Origin of the sequence: Pectobacterium atrosepticum, assembly GCF_000740965.1 — a bacterium.
Taxonomy (GTDB): domain Bacteria; phylum Pseudomonadota; class Gammaproteobacteria; order Enterobacterales; family Enterobacteriaceae; genus Pectobacterium; species Pectobacterium atrosepticum.
The window spans coordinates 3,228,560-3,247,387 of record NZ_CP009125.1 but is presented as its reverse complement, the minus strand read 5'-3'; the positions used below and the strand labels follow the sequence as shown (position 1 = coordinate 3,247,387).

15 protein-coding genes are annotated in these 18,828 nt (G+C 54.5%); 7 read left to right on the top strand and 8 right to left on the bottom strand.

Translation table 11 applies throughout. The features are described 5' to 3' along the window. Window positions 1–42: 42 nt before the first annotated feature. Genes GZ59_RS14355 through GZ59_RS14340 form a run of 4 tightly spaced genes read right to left on the bottom strand, consistent with a single transcriptional unit; the run spans window position 43 to window position 3,194 of the window. Window positions 43–960, bottom strand: coding sequence for an aminotransferase class IV (locus GZ59_RS14355; RefSeq protein ID WP_011094502.1), 918 nt, complete (start codon window positions 958–960; stop codon window positions 43–45). Between the two features lie 28 nt (window positions 961–988). Next, window positions 989–1,819 (bottom strand): amino acid ABC transporter ATP-binding protein, encoded by an 831-nt coding sequence (locus GZ59_RS14350; protein WP_011094501.1) that lies wholly within the window; start codon window positions 1,817–1,819, stop codon window positions 989–991. A 23-nt stretch (window positions 1,820–1,842) separates the two neighbouring features. After that, window positions 1,843–2,508: an amino acid ABC transporter permease gene (locus tag GZ59_RS14345; RefSeq protein WP_011094500.1), complete on the bottom strand. Its 666-nt coding sequence runs from the start codon at window positions 2,506–2,508 to the stop codon at window positions 1,843–1,845. An 8-nt stretch (window positions 2,509–2,516) separates the two neighbouring features. Next, window positions 2,517–3,194 carry an amino acid ABC transporter permease gene (locus GZ59_RS14340; RefSeq protein ID WP_011094499.1) on the bottom strand — a complete coding sequence of 226 codons (678 nt, stop codon included), beginning with the start codon at window positions 3,192–3,194 and terminating at the stop codon, window positions 2,517–2,519. A gap of 352 nt (window positions 3,195–3,546) precedes the next feature. Between GZ59_RS14340 and GZ59_RS14335 the strand changes: the two genes are divergently transcribed. Continuing rightward, entirely contained in the window at window positions 3,547–4,956 is a 1,410-nt protein-coding gene (locus tag GZ59_RS14335; protein WP_039292683.1) for an MmgE/PrpD family protein, read from the top strand. Window positions 4,957–4,991: 35 nt separating this feature from the next. Here the strand turns inward: GZ59_RS14335 and GZ59_RS14330 are convergent, their stop codons facing one another. The 3 genes from GZ59_RS14330 to GZ59_RS14320 all read right to left on the bottom strand — a co-directional run bounded on the left by GZ59_RS14330 (window position 4,992) and on the right by GZ59_RS14320 (window position 8,052). Beyond that, window positions 4,992–5,825 (bottom strand): transporter substrate-binding domain-containing protein, encoded by an 834-nt coding sequence (locus GZ59_RS14330; protein ID WP_039292681.1) that lies wholly within the window; start codon window positions 5,823–5,825, stop codon window positions 4,992–4,994. A gap of 317 nt (window positions 5,826–6,142) precedes the next feature. Beyond that, entirely contained in the window at window positions 6,143–7,357 is a 1,215-nt protein-coding gene (locus GZ59_RS14325; protein WP_039292679.1) for a sensor histidine kinase, read from the bottom strand. Between the two features lie 5 nt (window positions 7,358–7,362). Next, a complete protein-coding gene (locus GZ59_RS14320) occupies window positions 7,363–8,052 on the bottom strand; it encodes a response regulator (protein WP_039292677.1) in 690 nt (229 codons plus the stop codon). A gap of 153 nt (window positions 8,053–8,205) precedes the next feature. On the opposite strand from GZ59_RS14320, the gene GZ59_RS14315 reads away from it, so the two are divergent. Genes GZ59_RS14315 through GZ59_RS14305 form a run of 3 tightly spaced genes read left to right on the top strand, consistent with a single transcriptional unit; the run spans window position 8,206 to window position 13,213 of the window. Beyond that, window positions 8,206–9,021: a MipA/OmpV family protein gene (locus GZ59_RS14315; protein WP_039292675.1), complete on the top strand. Its 816-nt coding sequence runs from the start codon at window positions 8,206–8,208 to the stop codon at window positions 9,019–9,021. Between the two features lie 26 nt (window positions 9,022–9,047). Further along, complete coding sequence (locus GZ59_RS14310; protein ID WP_039292673.1) at window positions 9,048–10,130, top strand: efflux RND transporter periplasmic adaptor subunit; 1,083 nt, start codon at window positions 9,048–9,050, stop codon at window positions 10,128–10,130. Further along, the gene (locus GZ59_RS14305) at window positions 10,130–13,213 is read left to right on the top strand and encodes an efflux RND transporter permease subunit (RefSeq protein WP_039292671.1); all 3,084 of its coding nucleotides are present in this window, start codon (window positions 10,130–10,132) and stop codon (window positions 13,211–13,213) included. The genes GZ59_RS14310 and GZ59_RS14305 overlap by 1 nt, the downstream gene beginning before the upstream one ends. A gap of 58 nt (window positions 13,214–13,271) precedes the next feature. Here GZ59_RS14305 and GZ59_RS14300 read toward each other — a convergent pair whose 3' ends face one another. Continuing rightward, window positions 13,272–14,453, bottom strand: coding sequence for a mandelate racemase/muconate lactonizing enzyme family protein (locus GZ59_RS14300; RefSeq protein ID WP_039292668.1), 1,182 nt, complete (start codon window positions 14,451–14,453; stop codon window positions 13,272–13,274). Window positions 14,454–15,023: 570 nt separating this feature from the next. Between GZ59_RS14300 and GZ59_RS14295 the strand changes: the two genes are divergently transcribed. Genes GZ59_RS14295 through GZ59_RS14285 form a run of 3 tightly spaced genes read left to right on the top strand, consistent with a single transcriptional unit; the run spans window position 15,024 to window position 18,827 of the window. Next, entirely contained in the window at window positions 15,024–16,241 is a 1,218-nt protein-coding gene (locus tag GZ59_RS14295) for a M20 family metallopeptidase (protein ID WP_039292665.1), read from the top strand. A gap of 51 nt (window positions 16,242–16,292) precedes the next feature. After that, window positions 16,293–17,858: an ABC transporter substrate-binding protein gene (locus GZ59_RS14290; RefSeq protein WP_011094494.1), complete on the top strand. Its 1,566-nt coding sequence runs from the start codon at window positions 16,293–16,295 to the stop codon at window positions 17,856–17,858. Between the two features lie 12 nt (window positions 17,859–17,870). Continuing rightward, complete coding sequence (locus GZ59_RS14285; RefSeq protein WP_011094493.1) at window positions 17,871–18,827, top strand: ABC transporter permease; 957 nt, start codon at window positions 17,871–17,873, stop codon at window positions 18,825–18,827. Window position 18,828 lies beyond the last annotated feature (1 nt).

Here is an 18,828-nt window from a genome sequence, read left to right as displayed (position 1 = left end):
CTTATGTGGCATCGTCATTGTTATCAAGACGATGCGTCTCTATCACTGTGCGTTTAGATATGCCTCATACCACTGGCTAAGCTGCTCTGTAACTGGGCGATGTTCGGCGCTAAATGGGTGGCCATCCAATGCTTTTACTGGGGTGATACCCGCCAGCGTGCCGGTGACAAAGGCTTCATCGGCGGTGAGCGCTTCTGCCAGCGTAAAGTCCTGAGTCTTGACCGTGAGTCCGTTGGCGTGAGCGAGATCGATAAGGGTCTGGCGAGTAATGCCGTTGAAGCAGTAGCGCCCCGATGACGTCCACAGTTCACCGCGGCGGACGATAAAAAAGTTGGTGGAGTTGCAACTGGCGACAAAACCGTGCGGATCCAGCATCAACGCTTCGTCTGCACCAGCCTGCAACGCCTGTAGTAGCGCTTGAATAAGATTAAGTCGGCTGTGCGAATTGAGTCGCAGATCGAAGACGTCCGGTGTGCTGGTGCGATAAGTGGACGTAAACAACGTCAGCCCGCGCTTTTTCGCCGCTGTATCGACGACCTTGTATTCCGCCACGCACACGATGGTTGCACCGCCGATGATGAAGCGAGGATCCTGATTCGGCGTATGCTTTTTCCCACGGGTAATCATCAGGCGAATATGTGCGCCATCGGTCATCCCGTTGATGGCTAGCGTGTTATAGAGAATAGCGGTCAGCGCCTCCCGGCTATGGCCGATATCCAGTTGGATTGATGCAGCACCCTCGAACAGGCGATCCAGATGGGCGTCCAGCGCAATCAGGCGGCCGTTAACCAAGCGCAATCCTTCCCATACGCCGTCACCGCACACGTAGCCGGAATCAAAGATCGACACCACCGCGTTGTCGCGATGAACAAATTCCCCATTCACATACACCTGTACGTCGTTGTTACGCGGATCTTGCAAATAGGCCTGACTGCTTTGGTTGGATAATGTCGGTTGCATTGTGGTGCGCCTGAATGTGAATGATGGATTAAAAGGCTCGCTCGGCAAAGCGGGCAAGAAAAGCCTGTGTACGGGGCTGTTGCGGATTTTTGAGCACCTGCTCGGCGCTGCCCATTTCATGGATCACGCCATTTTCGATAAACACGACGCGGTCGGCGAAGTGATAGGCAAACCCCAGCTCATGAGTAACTAACAGAAGAGTGCGACCTTCGTCCGCTAACGCCCGAATGGTGTGCAGCACTTCGCCGACCAGTTCTGGGTCCAGTGACGATGTTGGCTCATCGAACAGCATGACTTCAGGCGACATCGCCAGCGCACGGGCTATCGCTACCCGCTGCTGCTGACCGCCGGACAGGCTGCTGGGGCGAGCGTCTTGCTTATTGCTCAGCCCAACCTTTTCCAACTGGGCTTTGGCTATGATATCCGCCTCATGTCGCGGCATTTTCTTCACCGATACCAGCGCTTCACGCACATTTTCCAGCACGGTGAGATGGGGAAACAGGTTGAATTGCTGAAACACCATTCCCACGCGTTCCCGCACGGCGCAAAGTTGTTTCTCTGGGTAGTCGTGCTGACCTTTAGCGTCTGTTTTTCCCAGCACTACGCCATCCAGTTCGATGGTGCCAGCGCTGGGGATTTCCATGAAATTCAGGCAGCGCAATAGCGTACTTTTCCCCGATCCGCTGCCGCCGATGATGGCAATTTTTTCACCGCGTCGTACATCCAGATCGATACCTTTCAACACCTCAACGGCACCGAAGCGTTTCTGGAGTCCGCGAATACGCAGAACGGTATCTTCACTCAGATCACGATTTTCGCTTAGAACACGTTCTTCACTTAAAGCAATATCTTCACGCATAGTAATCCTGTGTCACTGTCGGGCTAGGGGGTTGAACGGAAACGACGTTCAAGTCGTGCGGCAAGGTAGCTCCCCGGCCAGATCAAAACGAAATAGAGCAGTGCCACCACCGTCAGGATTTCCAGCGGACGATAATAGGTGCTGCTCAGCAGCCGCCCTTGGTACATCAGTTCGTTGACGGCCAATATGGAGGCCAGCGAGGTGACTTTAGCCAACTCGATCATCCGGTTGGTCAAGGCAGGTAGCATGTTGCGCAATACTTGTGGCAGAACCACGCGCCGTAGGATCACCGTGTGCCGCATGCCCAACGCTTTTGCGCCTTCCCATTGTCCGTGGTCGATGGATTGTAGTCCGGCACGGAAAATTTCGGTGCAGTACGCGGCGCTATACAGCGTCAGAGCCAGCACGGCGGCGGCAAAGGTACTAAACTGCACACCGACCAGAACCGGGAAGGCGTAATAAAACCAGATCAGCTGGATCAGGACGGGCGTATTGCGGAATATCTCGACAAAGAATCTGGCGGGCAATGACAGCCAGCGCTTTCCAAACACGCGAAAAATACCCAAAACCAGCCCCAGCGCAGTTCCCAGCACGCCTGCTATCAGCCACAGTTCGAGCGTGACGCCAAGGCCTTTCAGCAACACCGGAATGTTGTCCCAGACCAGCGAGAAATCCCATTGATAGTGCATGATGTTCCTTAGGCGAGCCGACGGTCTGCCAGCGACAGCCGTTTCTCAATATGTTGACTGAACAGGCTAATCAGCAGCAGCAGAGTGAAATACATCACGGCCACTAGACTGTAGACTTCGAGCGGTCGGTAAGTTTGGCTGTTTAGCTGCATCGCCTGATAAAGCAGTTCGCTATAGGCCAGTGAGGAAGCCAGCGAGGTGGATTTGATGAGTTCAAACGAACGCTCAATAAAAGGCGGGATCATTCTGCGCAAGGCCTGCGGGAGAATGACCCGTCGCAATGCCGTCGATTGCGGCATGCCCAGCGCTTTTGCTCCTTCCCATTGCCCTGGGTGAATCGAAGAAATCGCTCCACGATAGACCTCAGCATAGAAGGCACCGGACTGTGCCGACAGCGCGATGACGGCGGCGGTGAAAGGTGAAAACGTTAAGGGCGTAATAACGGGCAGGGCGTAGTAAATCCAGAAAAAATGCACAATCGCGGGCGTATTACGATAGAAGCCAATCAACATCACGGCGGGCAAGCGCAATAACAACCGAGGCGACATTTTCATCGCGGCGAGCACCATGCCTGCCAGCATTCCGATCAGGATGCTGGTGGCACCGATCTTTATCGTTCCCCATAGCCCCTCCAACAGCAGTTGGTGGTAAGGCCAGATGGCAGAAAAATCCCACTGATATGACATAGATACAGAACCCCTGGAAATGGCGTATACCCGTCATACTTCAAGTTGCATGTGCGTTGGCTACGATACTCGGCACACTGACGTGAGCCTCGCCCCGTAGGGGTCGCTGCAAGCAGCGTTCAAATCTGCTTTTAACAGATTTGTCACTCACCCGAATCACTTACCTGAGTAAGCTCATCGGGACTCCCTCGCTTGCCGCCTGCCTGAAACTCGAATTATTTAGGGTATATTAGGAAAAACGTTTCTTATTTTGTTAGAACCTATGCATCTTAGCAGGTCGAAAAAATGATAAATAAATAATAAAACGTGGTGTTAATATTCCTTTTGTTTATAAACAAATGACGATATGCCGATGCCCCACTCAACTGAATTACCTCTGACGTTGCGTCTGGCGACCTTTGCCTGTCGACTGACGATTCAGGACATCCCTGTCGTATTAAGAAGAAAGATTGCGCTGCATTTTATCGACAGCCTGGGCTGCGGCATTGCAGGCGCAAAGAGTCAGGCGGTTCAGGATTGCGCACGGGTCACTCGTCTGCACTATGCTGCGGGCAACAGCCCAGTATTGGATGGTGGAACGCCGCTGGCGGCTATTGGCGCGGCGTTTTTGAATGCGGCGGCGATCAATGCGTTGGATTACGATGACGGATATGAAGTGGCCGGACGCGGCATGGGGCATCCCGGTGCTTCGCTGGTTGCCGCCGCGCTGGCGGCGCTGGGACAGCGTCCGATCGACGGTGAAACGCTGATCTGTGTGCTGGCCGCTGCGTATGAAATCAATGGCCGGATCATTCAATCTCAGCAACCGAGTCCGGCGCGTTTTCAGCAGGTTTATGGCGTGTGCCAGCATGAGTCGGTAGGTGCAGCGGTGGCCTACGGATTACTGACGGGGTGTGATGCCGAAGGATTAGAGAACGCTATCGGGTTGGCGGCCTCGTTGACGCCGTTGCCCAGCTTGCACAAATACAACTGGCAGCAGCGACCGTTGGTTTCCTTTAAGGATTACAACGCGCCAGCCGCGGAAGCGGGCGTCCGTGGTGTCGAGTTACACCACGGAGGAATGATCGGCCCAAGAGATGTGCTGTCCGGCGATCAGGGGTTCTGGCGCATGATGGGGTCAGACCATTTTGATGAGACGATTTTGTCGAGTGGTTTGGGAGAACAGTGGGCGCTCCAGCACGCCAGTTTCAAAGCGTATCCTGCCTGCCGCTGGATCCATACCGCGCTGGAATCCTTCGAACGTGTACAGGACGAGTTGGCGCTGGTGCCGCAGGATATTGACCTTATTCGGGTTAAAGGCAGCCAGAGATTGGCCGCTGACTTTATGGATAGGCGACCGAAAAATGAAACGGATGCGCAGTTCAGCCTGCCGTTTGCGCTGGCCTGTCTTGCCTACCGTATTCCGCGCCACCGCTGGAGTGCGGGCGATACGTTAATCAATCCTATGCTTCTGGCGCTAGCCGATAAGGTTCACGTTGAGGTGTCTCCCGAACTTGACCAGCTTATGGCGCAAGCGCGTCGCCCGGTATTGCAGGTTGATGTTGTCACGCGGGGAAACGTTGTGGCAGGTGAACGCATTGCATTTCCGCTGGGCTGTGTGGAACACCCGCTAACGGAAAGCAACATCATGGAGAAATTTGCGGAGAATCTATCGTCACGGCTTGCCCCTGCTGATATTGCACAGGCAGTAGCGGCGCTCTCTGAGATTGAACAATGCAAGGATGTAGCTGCACTGGTTACGCCGCTGATGCAGATGTCCTGAATCCGTTCAGGACCGTTCTGTTATCCAAATCCCGCTTATTTCCAGTCTTCTTTAATGACTGACGGCACTTTGCTTGCGTCCACGCCGCGCAGTTTGAGCGCCTGTTCATAGTAGTGCTGGGTTTTACCAGACTTATACAGCTTGGCAAATTCGTCATTCAGGAAGTTGTGGAAGGTCTGGTCGGCTTCTTTGCGGATTGCGCCGCTGGTGCTGACTTCAATAATCGGCTTCGGCAGAATCAAATTGCCTTTGCCGACTTTAGCCTGTTGCAGCGCCAGAGCCGGATGGAAATACGACAGTGCATCGACACGGCCAGCATAGAATGCGGCTACGCCCTCATCCATATTCGGGAAGCGCACTAGCTGTGCTTTTGGCAGACGTTTGGTCAGAATCAGATCTGGGCTGGAACCCAGCGTGACGCCGATTTTGACATCCTCACGATTGAGATCGTCCCAGTTGGTAACGGTAATGCCGTCGCGAATCAACACGCCTTGCGCATACCAAAAGAAAGGCTGCTCAGGGAAATCGACCGCTTTTTTCCGCTCTTCCGTTGGATCGAGTACCAGCATGGTATCGATCTGACCCGTTTGTAAGGCGGCAATGGCGTTACCCCAGGTGGTTTCTACCGTCACCAGCTTCACGCCAAGATCGTTGGCTAACTCCTTGCCGATGTTATAGCCGATGCCATCCCATTCTCCGGTCGATGGATTTTTAAAATACCACGGCTCACCCTGTGCCACGCCGATGCGTAATTCACCGGTTTGTTTGATGTGTTGCCACGTTGATGGCTGTGTTTCCGCAGCCTGACTGAAAAAGGAGGCGCTAACTAGCGTCATCGCCATGAATACCTGGTGAAGAGAACGTTTCATAATAGTTACCCTGATGATTGAGTTTTAATCGAGGCGATATATTTCGCTCATGCAGAGTAGCGAAATACTTATAGCGAAATTAGTCTTTTTCGCCTTATCTCATTCCAGATAAATATAAGTATTGGTCAGGACAAAAAACGTGTTAGACAGCGGTGTGCCTCGCCGTAGGGCGTGGAGTCTGAGGTGGTGGCGTTTGTCTCATCGTTGAGCGGGTGAGTATTGCAGTATTTCCCGGTTTTTTTACCAGAGAAAGGGCATAGCAATAATTTCGCTATGCTTTCTCATTATTGGTCAATGACCAACGGCATGCAGCTACGTCAGGCGGTGTGTGGCAGCGTCATCACGATGGCAAGTCCGCCGTTATTGCCGCGTTCTGCATAAATAGCACCACCATGTGCAGTGATAATGGCTGAGGCAATAGACAGCCCAAGTCCACTGCCGCCGGAGTGTCTTCCGCGTGAATGTTCTGCCCGCCAGAAGCGGTCGAAAAGCAGGGGCAGCGATTCTGCTTCAATCCCCGGTCCGTGGTCAGAAACTGTAATCTGCCAGCACGGCACGTTTTCACGTACTGCCATTTCACGAACGGTCATTTCACGTACCTCAATTGCCAGATAGCGCCCCTCGCTGGCGTAGCTTAAGGCATTCTCGATCAGAATAGAGAACACCTGTCCCAATCGTTCGCGGTCGGCAACACAAAAGTCATGTTGTTCGATATGAATATGGGTCTGAAACCCAGCCTGCTCTAGCTGAGGCCGATACCAGGTAAGCCGCTCAGTGACGATCTCGTCGAAATACAGCGGCGTTTTGACCAGTTGCAGTTGTCCGGCTCTGGCGAGTGAAAGAAAGTGCAGATCCTGAATCACGTGATTGAGCTGTTCGAGCTGTTTGATGACCATCGTCAGCTGTGATTTATCGCGCGGAAAGACGTCATCAAGCATGCCCTGAACGCGCCCCATCGCCGCGTTTAACGGCGTACGCAGTTCGTGAGCCAACGCCGCGCTGGATTCGCGGAGTTCCCGCTCGTAGCGCTCCAACTGTGCGGTCATATTATTAAAGTCGTTCGCCAGCGTAATCAACTCCATCGGTGCCTGCTCGACAAGCTGTGTGCGAGCATCGAAATTTCCCTGAGCAACGTCGCGTGCGGCGCTGGCGATATTGGAAAATTGTTGTGACAGCGGTCGCGCCCGCCACAGCACGATGACGACGACGGTCGGTAAGGCGATCAGAACCATAATCGCCAGCACCAGCCAGTCAGTGCTGGCAATATTTGGCACAAAGAAATCCGGGCCGTAATACTGATTGATAATCTGTTGGTAGCGGGGATTACCGTAATCTTCCTGTTTGCTTAACTGCTGAAATTCAGCCCGTACCTCGTCCGGCATCTGCTGTTCGACGTAGACATTGTTGATGGCGAAGCGTAGCCACATCAGGGTGGCGATGATGAGCAGGGTGGCGAGCAGCAGAGAAATAATACGAAAGCACAGCCAGCGCCACAGCGACATTTTTTCTGACAGGAAGATCGATTTTTTCATCAGGTTCACCGGAATCGATAGCCAACAGAACGGACGGTGACGAGCACGTTGATGATGTCGTACTGGTTGAGTTTCTTCCTGAGGTTGTGGACGTGAGTATCCACCACGCGTTCCAGCGCATCGCTTTCCGGCAAGCAGGCTTCCAGTAGCTCACCGCGAGTGAAGGCGCGGTTTGGCGCTTTGAGCAGCGTCACCAGAATGTTGAATTCGGTGGGCGTAAGATCGAGAACGACAGATTCAGACGGTGAGAGCGCAATGCTTGCCGTCACGGAGGTTGGATCAACCGATAAATTCTCGAATGTCAGGATCGCATCTTCCCGGATGGCGTAGCCGGTTCGCCGTAGCACGGCCTGCACTCGCGCTACCACTTCCTGCGGATTATAGGGCTTGACGACATAGTCATCCGCGCCGTAACGCAGCGCGCCGATCCGTTCCGGTTCATCGCCGATGGCGGTGACCATAATTACCGGAATATTACTGCGCTGCCGCAGGGCGGACAGCACCTCAGAACCATTCATTTTCGGCAGCATCACATCCAGCAAAATCAAATCGGGTTTACTGGTCAGCGCCATGTGCAGACCTTTTTGCCCATCAGACGCGATAGAAACCTGATAGCCATCGCGCCGCAGATAAGCCTCAAGCACGCTGGCGGCATCCATATCGTCTTCAATAACCAACACCCGTTTTTCTGCCATCACAACCTCTTGATGAAATCTTAAAAAACCACAAAGCGTTTCTTGATTAAGCGTCAGCATAATTCGTCACGGTGCTGAAAAGCCAACACCAATTACATTGCACCCGCCGTGGAAACACCACGGTGCAAGATTACCGCGTTAAAGAGGGGATGTATGAACATAACAACAATGATTTTATCCACCAGTCTGTCCGCTATCGTGTTATCTGGCACCGCATTCGCTGCGGAGTCGGAGGCATCAGCGCCCTCGCTTTTGGGTGACCACACGGATGTTACCGTTGGCGTTGCAGCCCAGAATGCACCGCGTTACAAGGGGAGTAAAAATCGTCAAACCATGGCACTGCCTGTGCTGACGGTTCAGCGCGGTGCACTCTATTTCGATTCTTCGCACGGCATTGGCTGGCAATACCAGTCTCCTTCCGGTTTTTATCTCGATCACGCGATTGGCTACGACATGGGAAGGGATGACAAAAACAGCAATTGGCGTGCGGGTTCTAACCGATTGAAAGGGATGGGGAAAATCAAAGGATCGGTAATTACCACCGTAACGGCGGGGTATCAGTTTGCACCCTGGCTGGCGCTGGAAGCGAGCGGTGAATTTGCACTGAGCGAGACAAAAAGAGGAAATCAGTATCGCGTCGGGGCAAAGAGCACGGTGTGGCAGTCCACGACAAAAGACGACGTGCTGGCGCTGTCGGCAGACGTGCTGATGGGCGATGCCCGCTTTAATCAAACCTATTACGGTGTGACACAGCAGCAGAGCAGCCGTTCTGGGTTGGCCGCCTATCATGCTGGCAAAGGTGTCTACGGTTATGCACTGGGCGCGAACTGGACGCATCAATTTAGCCCTGCCTGGTCAACCAACGTCGGGGTTACCTCAACGTGGCTGACTGACAAAGTCGCGGATAGTCAGGTTGTGGAACGACGGAATGATACTGGCGCCACGTTGGCTGTTCTGTATTCGTTCTGATGGCGTTTGATGAGTGAGAGGATGTGATGATGGTCAGCCGTTTTGCCTTTTGTCTGCTGTCAGCCGTGTTGCTTAGCGGCTGTGACAGTACCGATGGTTCGCCTGCGCCGCCGCCCGTGAGGCCGGTAAAAACGCTGGTCGTCATGCCAGCAATGAGTCGTGAGCCTGTGACGCTGACGGGAGAGATTCGCCCGCATGAAGAAACGGCGTTAGGTTTCCGGCTGGATGGCCGCATCCTGAATCGTTTGGTGGATGTGGGGGCATCCGTGAAGCGCGGTGATGTGATTGCGACGCTCGATGCTCGCGACAGTGAAAATCAGCTGCGCAGCGCACAGGCTGATTTAGCCAGCGCAACCTCGGCAGAACGGCTGGCGAAAAGTAATTTCTCCCGCATGAAGGCGCTGGCGCCGGGCGGGGCCATTGCGCGGGTACAGCTTGATGAAGCGCAGGCAAATTGGGATGCCGCTGTTTCCCGGCGCGAAAGCGCACAGACGACCGTCAAAGGGGCGCAGGAACGCCTCAGCTATACGCAACTCACGTCCGCACAGGATGGTGTGATAACAACGGTCAGTGCGAATCCCGGTCAGGTGGTCAGTGCCGGGCAGGAAGTCGTCAAGCTAGCTTCGCTCGATGGGCGCGATGCGGTGTTTGATGTACCAGAACGTTTGGTCAATCAGTCGCTTCCTTCGCGCACGATTCTCGTGTTGCTGCTATCCGATCCGGCGATTCAGGTACAAGGACGCGTGCGTGATATCAGTCCGCAGGCCGATGCAGTCACGCGAACGTTTCGGGTTCGGGTGACGTTAACCTCGCCACCGGTAGCGATGGTACTGGGTGCCAGCGTGAATGGCGCAATACAGCAGTCCGACACAGCTGTCATTGAGTTACCTGCTTCTGCACTCACCCGTCAGGAAGAAAACCCGGCGGTTTACGTCGTGAACACGGAAACCCAGACGGTGCGCTTGCAGCCGATTACCGTTGCACGCTACAGCGACACGGCGATCTACATCACCGATGGGCTGAAACAGGGTGACCGCGTGGTAACGGCTGGCGTCAGTAAGCTACGGCCGGATGAGAAAATTCGGCTGGATGAAGAGGGGCGTCGCTAATGTCTCGTGAATCTCAATCTTCTACCTCTACGCGCTTCAATCTCTCCGCTTGGGCACTAGCGCATCAGCAGTTGGTCGCTTTTATGATGCTGGTGATTATGGCGGCAGGCGTGATGAGCTACCAGCGCTTGCCACGCAACGAAGATCCGGCGTTTACCATCAAATCTGCCGTGGTATCTGCCGCCTGGCCGGGGGCGACGGTGAGCGATACCGTCAATTTCGTCACCGATAAGCTGGAGAAGAAGTTACAGGAAACGCCGTATCTCGATTATGTCGAGAGCTACACCCGTGCTGGGGAAGCGGTGGTTTTCGTTAACCTGCGTGATGATACACCGCCTTCTGCCGTGCCGAATATCTGGTATACGGTGCGTAAGAAGATGACGGATATCGCCAGTTCGCTCCCCGATGGTGTCAGCCCGCCAGACGTCAATGACGAGTTTGATGACACGTTTGGTACGATTTATGGCTTCACCGCGGATGGGTTCTCACCACGTGAACTGCGCGATCGCGTCGAGGATATTCGCTCTGCGTTACTGAGCGTGCCGGATGTCGGCAAGGTCGACATGCTGGGGGTGGAAGAAGAACAGATCGTCGTAACGTTTTCTCCCCGACGGCTGGCTGGATTAGGGATCGATTCGCAGCAGGTGATTGATTCACTTAAAGCACAGAATGCGGTTACGCCTGCCGGTATTATCCGTACTGGGGATGAGAAGATCGCCGTGCGCGTCAGCGGCGCGTTTACCTCTGAGGAGAGTCTGCGCCAGATTACCTTACGTATTGGCGGGAAATTTGTTCCGCTTACTGATATCGCCACCATTAGCCGTGAAATAGCGGAACCGCCGTCGCCGACGTTTCGAGTAAATGGCGAGAAAGCCATTGGACTGGCTATTTCTATGGCACCTACCGGCAACATGCTCAATTTCGGTCAGGCTATTCGCGAAAAAATGAACACGCTTTCTGCCCAGTTACCGCATGGGATAGAAATGACGCGTGTGGCCGATCAGGCTGAGGTGGTGAAAGGCGCGGTCGGCGGCTTTATCAAAGTGCTGCTGGAGGCCGTTGCCATCGTGTTGGCGGTGTCGTTCGTTTCTCTCGGCAGCCGTGCGGGACTGGTCGTTGCTGCATCCATCCCTATTGTGCTGGCGATGACGTTTATTGGCATGGAGATAACCGGTATTGGTTTGCAGCGTATCTCGCTCGGGGCGCTGATTATTTCGCTGGGACTGCTGGTGGATGACGCCATGATTACGGTAGAAGCCATGGTGTCGCGGCTGGAAGAGGGGTGGGATCGTAAACGGGCGGCGGCCTGGGCGTATGAAAGTACAGCTTTTCCCATGCTGACGGGGACGCTGGTGATGATTGCCGGATTTATTCCCGTCGGGTTTGCCTCATCCAGCGCGGGTGAATACTGTTTTTCGCTTTTCGTCGTCGTCCTCATCGCCTTGCTCAGTTCCTGGATCGTCGCGATTCTTTTTTCCCCGCTGCTCGGTGTCTGGCTGTTGCCAAAAACGTTTTGTCACCATCACAACGAACCGGGACGAGTGGGACGCATTTATCGCCAATGGCTGCAACGGGCGTTGGCAAACCGGGGAATGACGTTAATCATTGCGGTGCTCCTACTGGTTGTCGCCTTGTTCGGCGCAACCCGATTGGAGGGAGAATTCTTTCCCGCGTCGGACAGGCCAGAACTGCTGGTTAGCCTGACGTTGCCCTCGAATGCATCACAGGCTGCGACGGAAGTGCAGGCGAAACGGCTGGAAGCACTTCTGAAGGACGATCCTGACGTTGACCATTTCTCCACTTATGTTGGGGCGGGGGCGGTACGTTTTTATCTCCCAATGGATGTGCTACTGAGTCACGAAAATATCGCTCAACTGGTGGTGGTAGCAAAAAATCTGGATGCGCGGGACGCGCTGGCGGCACGGTTGAATCAGGTGCTTGAGCGCGATTTTAGTAGCATTGTGGCGCGCGTCTCGGCATTGGAATTAGGGCCGCCAGTGGGCTGGCCGCTTAAATATCGGGTCGCGGGGCCGGATATTAATCGGGTTCGTGATCTTGCGCAGGGGCTTGCCGGCCTGGTGGGAAACCGAGCCGATGTCCGCGAGGTGAATCTGACGGCAGGTGAACCTGAACGCTCGGTGAACGTGGTGCTGAATCAGACTGAAGCCCGCGCGGTTGGTATCAGTTCACAGGATGTGGCCAGCATGCTGGCGGCGATATTCTCCGGTTCAACGCTGACCTCGGTGCGCGATGAAAACCGATTGGTGGACGTCGTGATTCGCGGTACGCCGCAGGAACGCAGAGACGTCGCCACGATCGCGAATCTACAAATTCCGATTGCGGAGGGGCGCTCGGTACCGCTGAGACAGATTGCCACGGTTTCGTACGGCGTTGACGATCCGATTATCTGGCGGCGTCAGCGCGAGCCGTTCATCACGGTGCAGATGGATGTCGCGCCGGGCGTGCGGGCACCGGCGCTGTCTGAAAAATTGGCACCGGAAATTGAACGCTACCGTGCCTCGTTACCGACGGGCTATCACATCACGGAAGGCGGCGTTGCGGCGGAATCCGACAAGGGCAATGGTTCGGTGTATGCGGTGTTGCCAGTTACGCTGTTGGTGATGCTGGTGCTGTTAATGATTCAGCTACAGCGTATTTCCCGCATGGTGCTGGCATTCCTGACCGCACCGTTTGGCCTGATCGGCATCGTTGCGGCCATGTTGCCGACCGGAACGCCGATGGGATTTGTGGCGCTGCTGGGAGCAATTGCGCTGGCGGGGATGATTATTCGTAATGCCGTCATTCTGATTGGCGAAGTCGATCTGAATGTGAAAAATGGACAACCCGCCACGGAGGCAATCGTGAATGCGGCCAGCCATCGTTCACGCCCGATAGTGCTGACCGCGCTGGCGGCGATTCTTGGCATGATCCCGATTGCGCATCAGGTGTTTTGGGGGCCGATGGCCTACGCGATTATCGGCGGATTGATGGTGGCGACGCTGCTGACGTTGCTTGCCCTGCCTGCGGCGCTGAGTCTATTGATGCAGTGGGAAGGGCGGAAGGTGGAAAATCCTACGGCGTAGGGGAAAATACGACAGGTCGTGGCACTATTATTGATGCGTCACGACCTGTTGATGCGTTTTATTGATCGACGACGGAACCGTCGACGTGCAGTCGGGTTTTCAGGCCGCGACGGCGGTAGGGGAAGCGGCTCTCCAGATCGTCTGCCAGCTCAATGCCGATGCCGGACTGTGTCGGTATCTCCATAAATCCCTCTACGCATTTGAACGTGTTCTTCACCATGTCTTTTTTCCGCACGCCATTCTCTACGCCCGTCGCACCAAATTTTTCCGACAGTGCGGGCTGGTCATCCCCCGGATACTCCAGCAGCGCAAAGTTCGGGATGCTGACGGCGATCTGTAAACAGGCGGCGGTAGAGACGGGGCTAAGTGGGTTATGCGGCACCACCATCAAATCATTGGCCTCTGCCAATGCTGCCACTTTTTTCGCACCAGTAATCCCGCCGCACATGCAGACGTCAGGACGCACATAGGCGACCGCATTACGGCGAATCAGCATCGCGAATTCCTGCGGGTTATTCAGGCGTTCACCGGTAGCGATAGGAATATTGATTTTGTCGGCCACCTCCGCCATGGAATCGAAGTTATCCGCACCGATAGGGTCTTCAATAAAATACGGATAAAACGGCTCAATGCCGCGAGCGAATACCACGGCATCGGCGGGCTTCAGGCGACGATGGACTTCAATGCACAGATCGACATCGTTACCGACTGCTTCCCGATAGAGGCCGATACGTTCGATGGCTTCGCCGATCTCTTTGGCATGAGTGATGAAATAGGGCGTATCACGCGATTCATCCAGAAAAGGCGTGAGATGACCAATCGCGGTAAAACCATCAGCTTTGGCTTTTTCCAGATTGGCGATGGTTTCTTCGGTAGTGCGACCTCCCGCGTGGGCATAAACGCGCGCCTTGTCGCGGCAGCGGCCGCCTAGCAGGTTATAAACCGGCGTATCGTAATACTTGCCCGCGATGTCCCACAGAGCGATATCAATGGCGCTGATAGCACCCATGATGGCGGCGCCACGAAAATGCCAGCAGCGGTACATATACTGCCAGTGGTGCTCAATGCGCAGCGGATCTTGCCCGATCAGATAAGTGCGTAATGCCTCCACCGCGCCTTTGGACGCATCCAGAAAGCCCCAGGCACCGGATTCGCCAATGCCCGTCAGCCCCTCGTCGGTGGTGACCTCAACAAACATATATCGGTTCGCTAAAATTACGCGCACATCGGTAATTTTCATCAACGCTTTCCTTAAGTTAGCCTGCTTAGCATTGAGTCTAATCACAGAGGCGTGCGGGTTGTCAACGCTGACGTCAGCGCGGCATCCAATACGCGGACGCAGTCGGGGCCGAATGGCGCATCTGGCTGAGCGAGATCGGCACGGCTAACGCGTGCAATACCATTTATTAGATATCCTTATCCTGAATCTCTATAAAAGAAATGGCAGGTTGCCGTTATAGTGATGGTGAAATAAGTAATTAGAAGCACGCTTATTATTTTTACCGTCGTTTGATAAATGCTCGGCGTCGCAGGTATTCGTCGTAAACAACACCGCATTGACTTTTATTTCCTGCCGTTATCGGCGGGCAGGCGTTTTCATCCCTAAAACCTGTGGAATAAAGGCAGGATTATTGCGTGATATACCCCAAATAATTCGAGTTGCAGGAAGGCGGCAAGGGAAGGAATCCCGATGAGCTTACTCAGGTAAGTGATTCGGGTGAGTGAGCGCAGCCAACGCACATGCAGCTTGAAGTATTACGGGTATATATCCATAACACATATATCCATAACAAATAGAAAGGTGAGCAAGATGGGAACTACCGCATTACAGCAGCGTATTACTAGCAGTATTGAGCAGCATCGCGAAGAATATATTGCGATTTCCCAGGATATTCATGCGCATCCTGAGACTGGAAATAATGAGTATTACGCTAGCGGACTATTAACGGATTTATTAAAGAAACATCACTTCACGGTAACGCTGAATGTTGCCGGACATGAAACGGCCTTTTATGCGGAAAAAGACAGCGGCAAACCGGGGCCGACCATTGCTTACCTGGCTGAATACGATGCGTTGATCGATATCGGCCACGCCTGCGGTCACAACATTATCGGAGTAACCAGTCTGGCTGCGGCGATTGCGCTGGCAGAGGTTATCGATCAGACCGGCGGCAAGGTTGTGGTGCTGGGGACGCCTGCTGAAGAAGGCGGCCTGCGCGGGAAAGGCGGAATTAATGGCAACGTGAAGGCGCGTTTTGTCGAACACGGCTTCCTCGATAAGGTCGATGTCGCGCTGATGGTTCATCCGTCAGGAAAAACGCGGCTCACTGGACCGTCACTGGCAAATAATCACCTCTATTTCCATTTTTACGGTAAACCCTCCCATGCCGGAAGTTCACCACATAAAGGCGTGAACGCGCTGGATGCGCTGGTGCTGCTTTACAACGGGATCAGCGTGCTGCGCCAGCAACTGCCGGACGGCGTTCGGGTTCACGGCATTATCACCAACGGCGGACAGGCACCGAATGTGATTCCAGAATACGCCTCCGCCCACTATTACATCCGTGCCAAAACGCGTGAAGAAGTGCTGGCGTTGGAACCGCGTATTCGCGCGATTGCGGATGGCGTCGCGCTGGCGACGGGCACTACGGTGAAAATTGAACATCAGGTAGGCCCGCGCGATTTCCTGATCAACCACGCACTGAATGCGATCCTGCTTGAGGAGTTCACCGCCGCAGGGGAAGTGGTCGATCAAAACGCGAAAGAGGGTATCGGTTCGACGGACGCGGGAGATATCAGCCACGCGGTGCCGACGGCACACCCTACTATTAAAATCGGCCCTGACGATCTGATCGGTCATACCGTGCCATTCCGTGAAGCGGCAAATTCTCCACTCGGTTACGCCGCGCTGCTGACGGGCGCGCAGGTGCTGGCTCGAACCGGTCTGCGATTGTTGACGGATGCTCGCGCGTTACAGGATGCCAAAGACGAGTTTGCGGGTCGTCACTCGGTTACCGACGCCGCCTGATGTTGCGTTTGAACCGGCTGAATATCATAAAAATAGTGGAGTTTCCCATCAATGAAATGGTTTAACTTTCCTGCCGCCGCACTCTTGCTGGCGGCTAGCTTACCCTGGGGAATCGCGCTGGCGGAGACCGTCAATCGCGATGCAACGCTGAATATCGCTTATGGCAAACGACCGGGTACGCTCGATCCTTACCTGACAACCAATAGTGCGACCACGGATGTGGTGCGCCACATTTTTGAACAGCTTTTTACGATTAACGATCGGTTTGAACCGGTGCCGGAACTGGTTGAACGCTATTCGCTGAGTGATGACCGCAAGGTCTACACGTTCGTACTGCGCGACGGCATCCGCTTTCATGATGGTCAGCCGCTAACAGCCGATGATGTGGTGGCATCGATGAACCGTTGGCTGGCCGTTTCCACGCAGGGTAAAGCCAACCTGCCGGGGGCGCAGTTTAGCCGGATTGACGAGCGTACCGTGCAACTGACGGTACAGACGCCGTCTCTGATTACCCTGAATGTGCTGGCCGACTTGAAAAACCTGCCTTCCATTATGCCTAAGCGCCTGATTGACGAAGCCAATACCAGCAAAAAACCGGTGAGTGAACTGATTGGCACCGGTCCTTACAAGCTGGCGGAATTCAAACAGGGAGATTATCTGCATCTGACGCGCTATGACGGCTATGTCTCGCGCAGCGAACCGGCGAACGGTCTGTCGGGCCAGAAGACGGCAGAGGTGAAAGATATCTGGTTTCGCTACATCACGGATGAGTCCACCCGGCTGGCAGGGGCATTGACCGGTGAATATGACGTCGTTTTTGATTTGCCGAAAGACAACATTGAGGCACTGAATCGTGCTCGCGATGTGAAGCTGTATCGCCCCGAAGCAGGGGGATCGCTCATCACCTACCTGTTCAATAAGAATCGTGGACCGTTTGCCGATGTGAAACTGCGTCAGGCGTTCAATCTGGCGCTCGATGTACATCAGGTGCTGTTGGCGGGATACAGCGATCCACGCTTTTTCAGGGAGGATTCGTCATTGGGTTTTCCTGAGCAGGTGGATTGGCACAGTGAAGCCGGTAAGCCTTACTGGAATCAGCACAAGCTGGAAGAGGCAAGAAAGCTGGTGAAAGAGTCCGGTTATAACGGCGAAGAAGTGGTGATCATCGCCACCAAGGAATACGCCGAATTGTACAATCTGGCGATTGTTGCACAGCAGGTGCTCAAACAAATTGGCGTGAAATCTCGCCTTGATGTCTATGACTGGGCCACGGTGTTACAGCGGCGTCAGGATCCTAAAAACTTCGACCTGTGCGCGCTGGAGTTTTCCATGCGTCAGGTACTGCATCAGTACCCTTTCCTTGATTCTCGCGCCAAATTCCCCGGTCTGAGCAATAGCCCGGAAATCGACGCGCTGCTGGATGATATCAAACAGGCACCGTCGCTACAGGCGGCAAGAGGATTGGTGGATCAACTTCACGTTCAAACCTGGACCTATCTGCCCGTGATTGTGCTGGGGCGCACCACGCCTGATGCGGTCGCGATCAAGCATCATGTTCACGGCTATCGGGATTTAATCGGCCCCGTTCTGTGGAACGTCAGCATCACAAAACCGTAAGCGGAGAAGCGAATGGGATGGTTTATTTTCCATCGGCTGTTGGCGCTGATACCGGTGCTGCTGGTGGTCTCCATTGTGGTGTTTTGTCTGGTACATCTGGCGCCGGGCGATCCGGTGCTGGTGATACTGGGCAATGATGCCAGTCCCGGGGATGTCGCCGCACTGCGTCAACAAATGGGGCTGGATAAGCCCCTGCTGGCACAGTTTGTCGTGTGGTTTGGTGCGGCGTTGCGTGGCGATCTCGGCCATTCGCTCTTCATGAACGCCAGCGTGATGTCGCTTTTCTTGCAGCACCTGCAACCCACGCTGGCGCTAGCGCTCTATGCGCAAGGGTTAGCGCTGCTGCTGGGTCTGGCTGCCGGCGTGATCAGTGCGGCGCAGCAGGGACGGCTGCTCGATCGCCTGATTATGGGACTGGCGGCGGTGGGAATGTCGATTCCCGGCTTTTTACTCGGGCTGTTTCTGATTTTCTTTTTTGCCGTGCAGTTACGCTGGTTTCCGGTCGTGGGATACAGCTCGACGCGCGGCGATGTGCTGGTCAATCTCTGGTATATGACGCTCCCGGCACTGGCGTTAGGGCTGCGCATTGCCGCCCTGATTGCCCGCATGACGCGAGCGGTAATGCTCGACGTGTTAAGTGAAAACTACATTAAAACAGCACGTGCCAAAGGCGTATCTGAATACCGGGTTTTACTGCGCCACGGTTTGAAAAATGCGCTCCTGCCTATTTTAACTATCTGCGGTGAATCTTTCGGTTCGCTAGTGACGGGAACGATTGTGATTGAAAGCGTGTTCGGCATTCCCGGCGTGGGCTCGCTGGTGGTGGATTCCATCGAACGGCGCGATTTCTCTGTGATTCAGGGCGCGGTGCTGCTGATTACCATCAGCTATGTTCTGATTAATCTGGCGGTGGATATTCTGGGGCATGCCGTTGACCCGCGAATCTCTCTGTCTGGGGAGAAGGAGTGAC

Coding starts and splice junctions, on each gene's coding strand:
- GZ59_RS14355 (WP_011094502.1), bottom strand. CDS start 960: ATGCAACCGACATTATCCAACCAAAGCAGTCAGGCCTATTTGCAAGAT.
- GZ59_RS14350 (WP_011094501.1), bottom strand. CDS start 1,819: ATGCGTGAAGATATTGCTTTAAGTGAAGAACGTGTTCTAAGCGAAAAT.
- GZ59_RS14345 (WP_011094500.1), bottom strand. CDS start 2,508: ATGCACTATCAATGGGATTTCTCGCTGGTCTGGGACAACATTCCGGTG.
- GZ59_RS14340 (WP_011094499.1), bottom strand. CDS start 3,194: ATGTCATATCAGTGGGATTTTTCTGCCATCTGGCCTTACCACCAACTG.
- GZ59_RS14335 (WP_039292683.1), top strand. CDS start 3,547: ATGCCCCACTCAACTGAATTACCTCTGACGTTGCGTCTGGCGACCTTT.
- GZ59_RS14330 (WP_039292681.1), bottom strand. CDS start 5,825: ATGAAACGTTCTCTTCACCAGGTATTCATGGCGATGACGCTAGTTAGC.
- GZ59_RS14325 (WP_039292679.1), bottom strand. CDS start 7,357: ATGAAAAAATCGATCTTCCTGTCAGAAAAAATGTCGCTGTGGCGCTGG.
- GZ59_RS14320 (WP_039292677.1), bottom strand. CDS start 8,052: ATGGCAGAAAAACGGGTGTTGGTTATTGAAGACGATATGGATGCCGCC.
- GZ59_RS14315 (WP_039292675.1), top strand. CDS start 8,206: ATGAACATAACAACAATGATTTTATCCACCAGTCTGTCCGCTATCGTG.
- GZ59_RS14310 (WP_039292673.1), top strand. CDS start 9,048: ATGATGGTCAGCCGTTTTGCCTTTTGTCTGCTGTCAGCCGTGTTGCTT.
- GZ59_RS14305 (WP_039292671.1), top strand. CDS start 10,130: ATGTCTCGTGAATCTCAATCTTCTACCTCTACGCGCTTCAATCTCTCC.
- GZ59_RS14300 (WP_039292668.1), bottom strand. CDS start 14,453: ATGAAAATTACCGATGTGCGCGTAATTTTAGCGAACCGATATATGTTT.
- GZ59_RS14295 (WP_039292665.1), top strand. CDS start 15,024: ATGGGAACTACCGCATTACAGCAGCGTATTACTAGCAGTATTGAGCAG.
- GZ59_RS14290 (WP_011094494.1), top strand. CDS start 16,293: ATGAAATGGTTTAACTTTCCTGCCGCCGCACTCTTGCTGGCGGCTAGC.
- GZ59_RS14285 (WP_011094493.1), top strand. CDS start 17,871: ATGGGATGGTTTATTTTCCATCGGCTGTTGGCGCTGATACCGGTGCTG.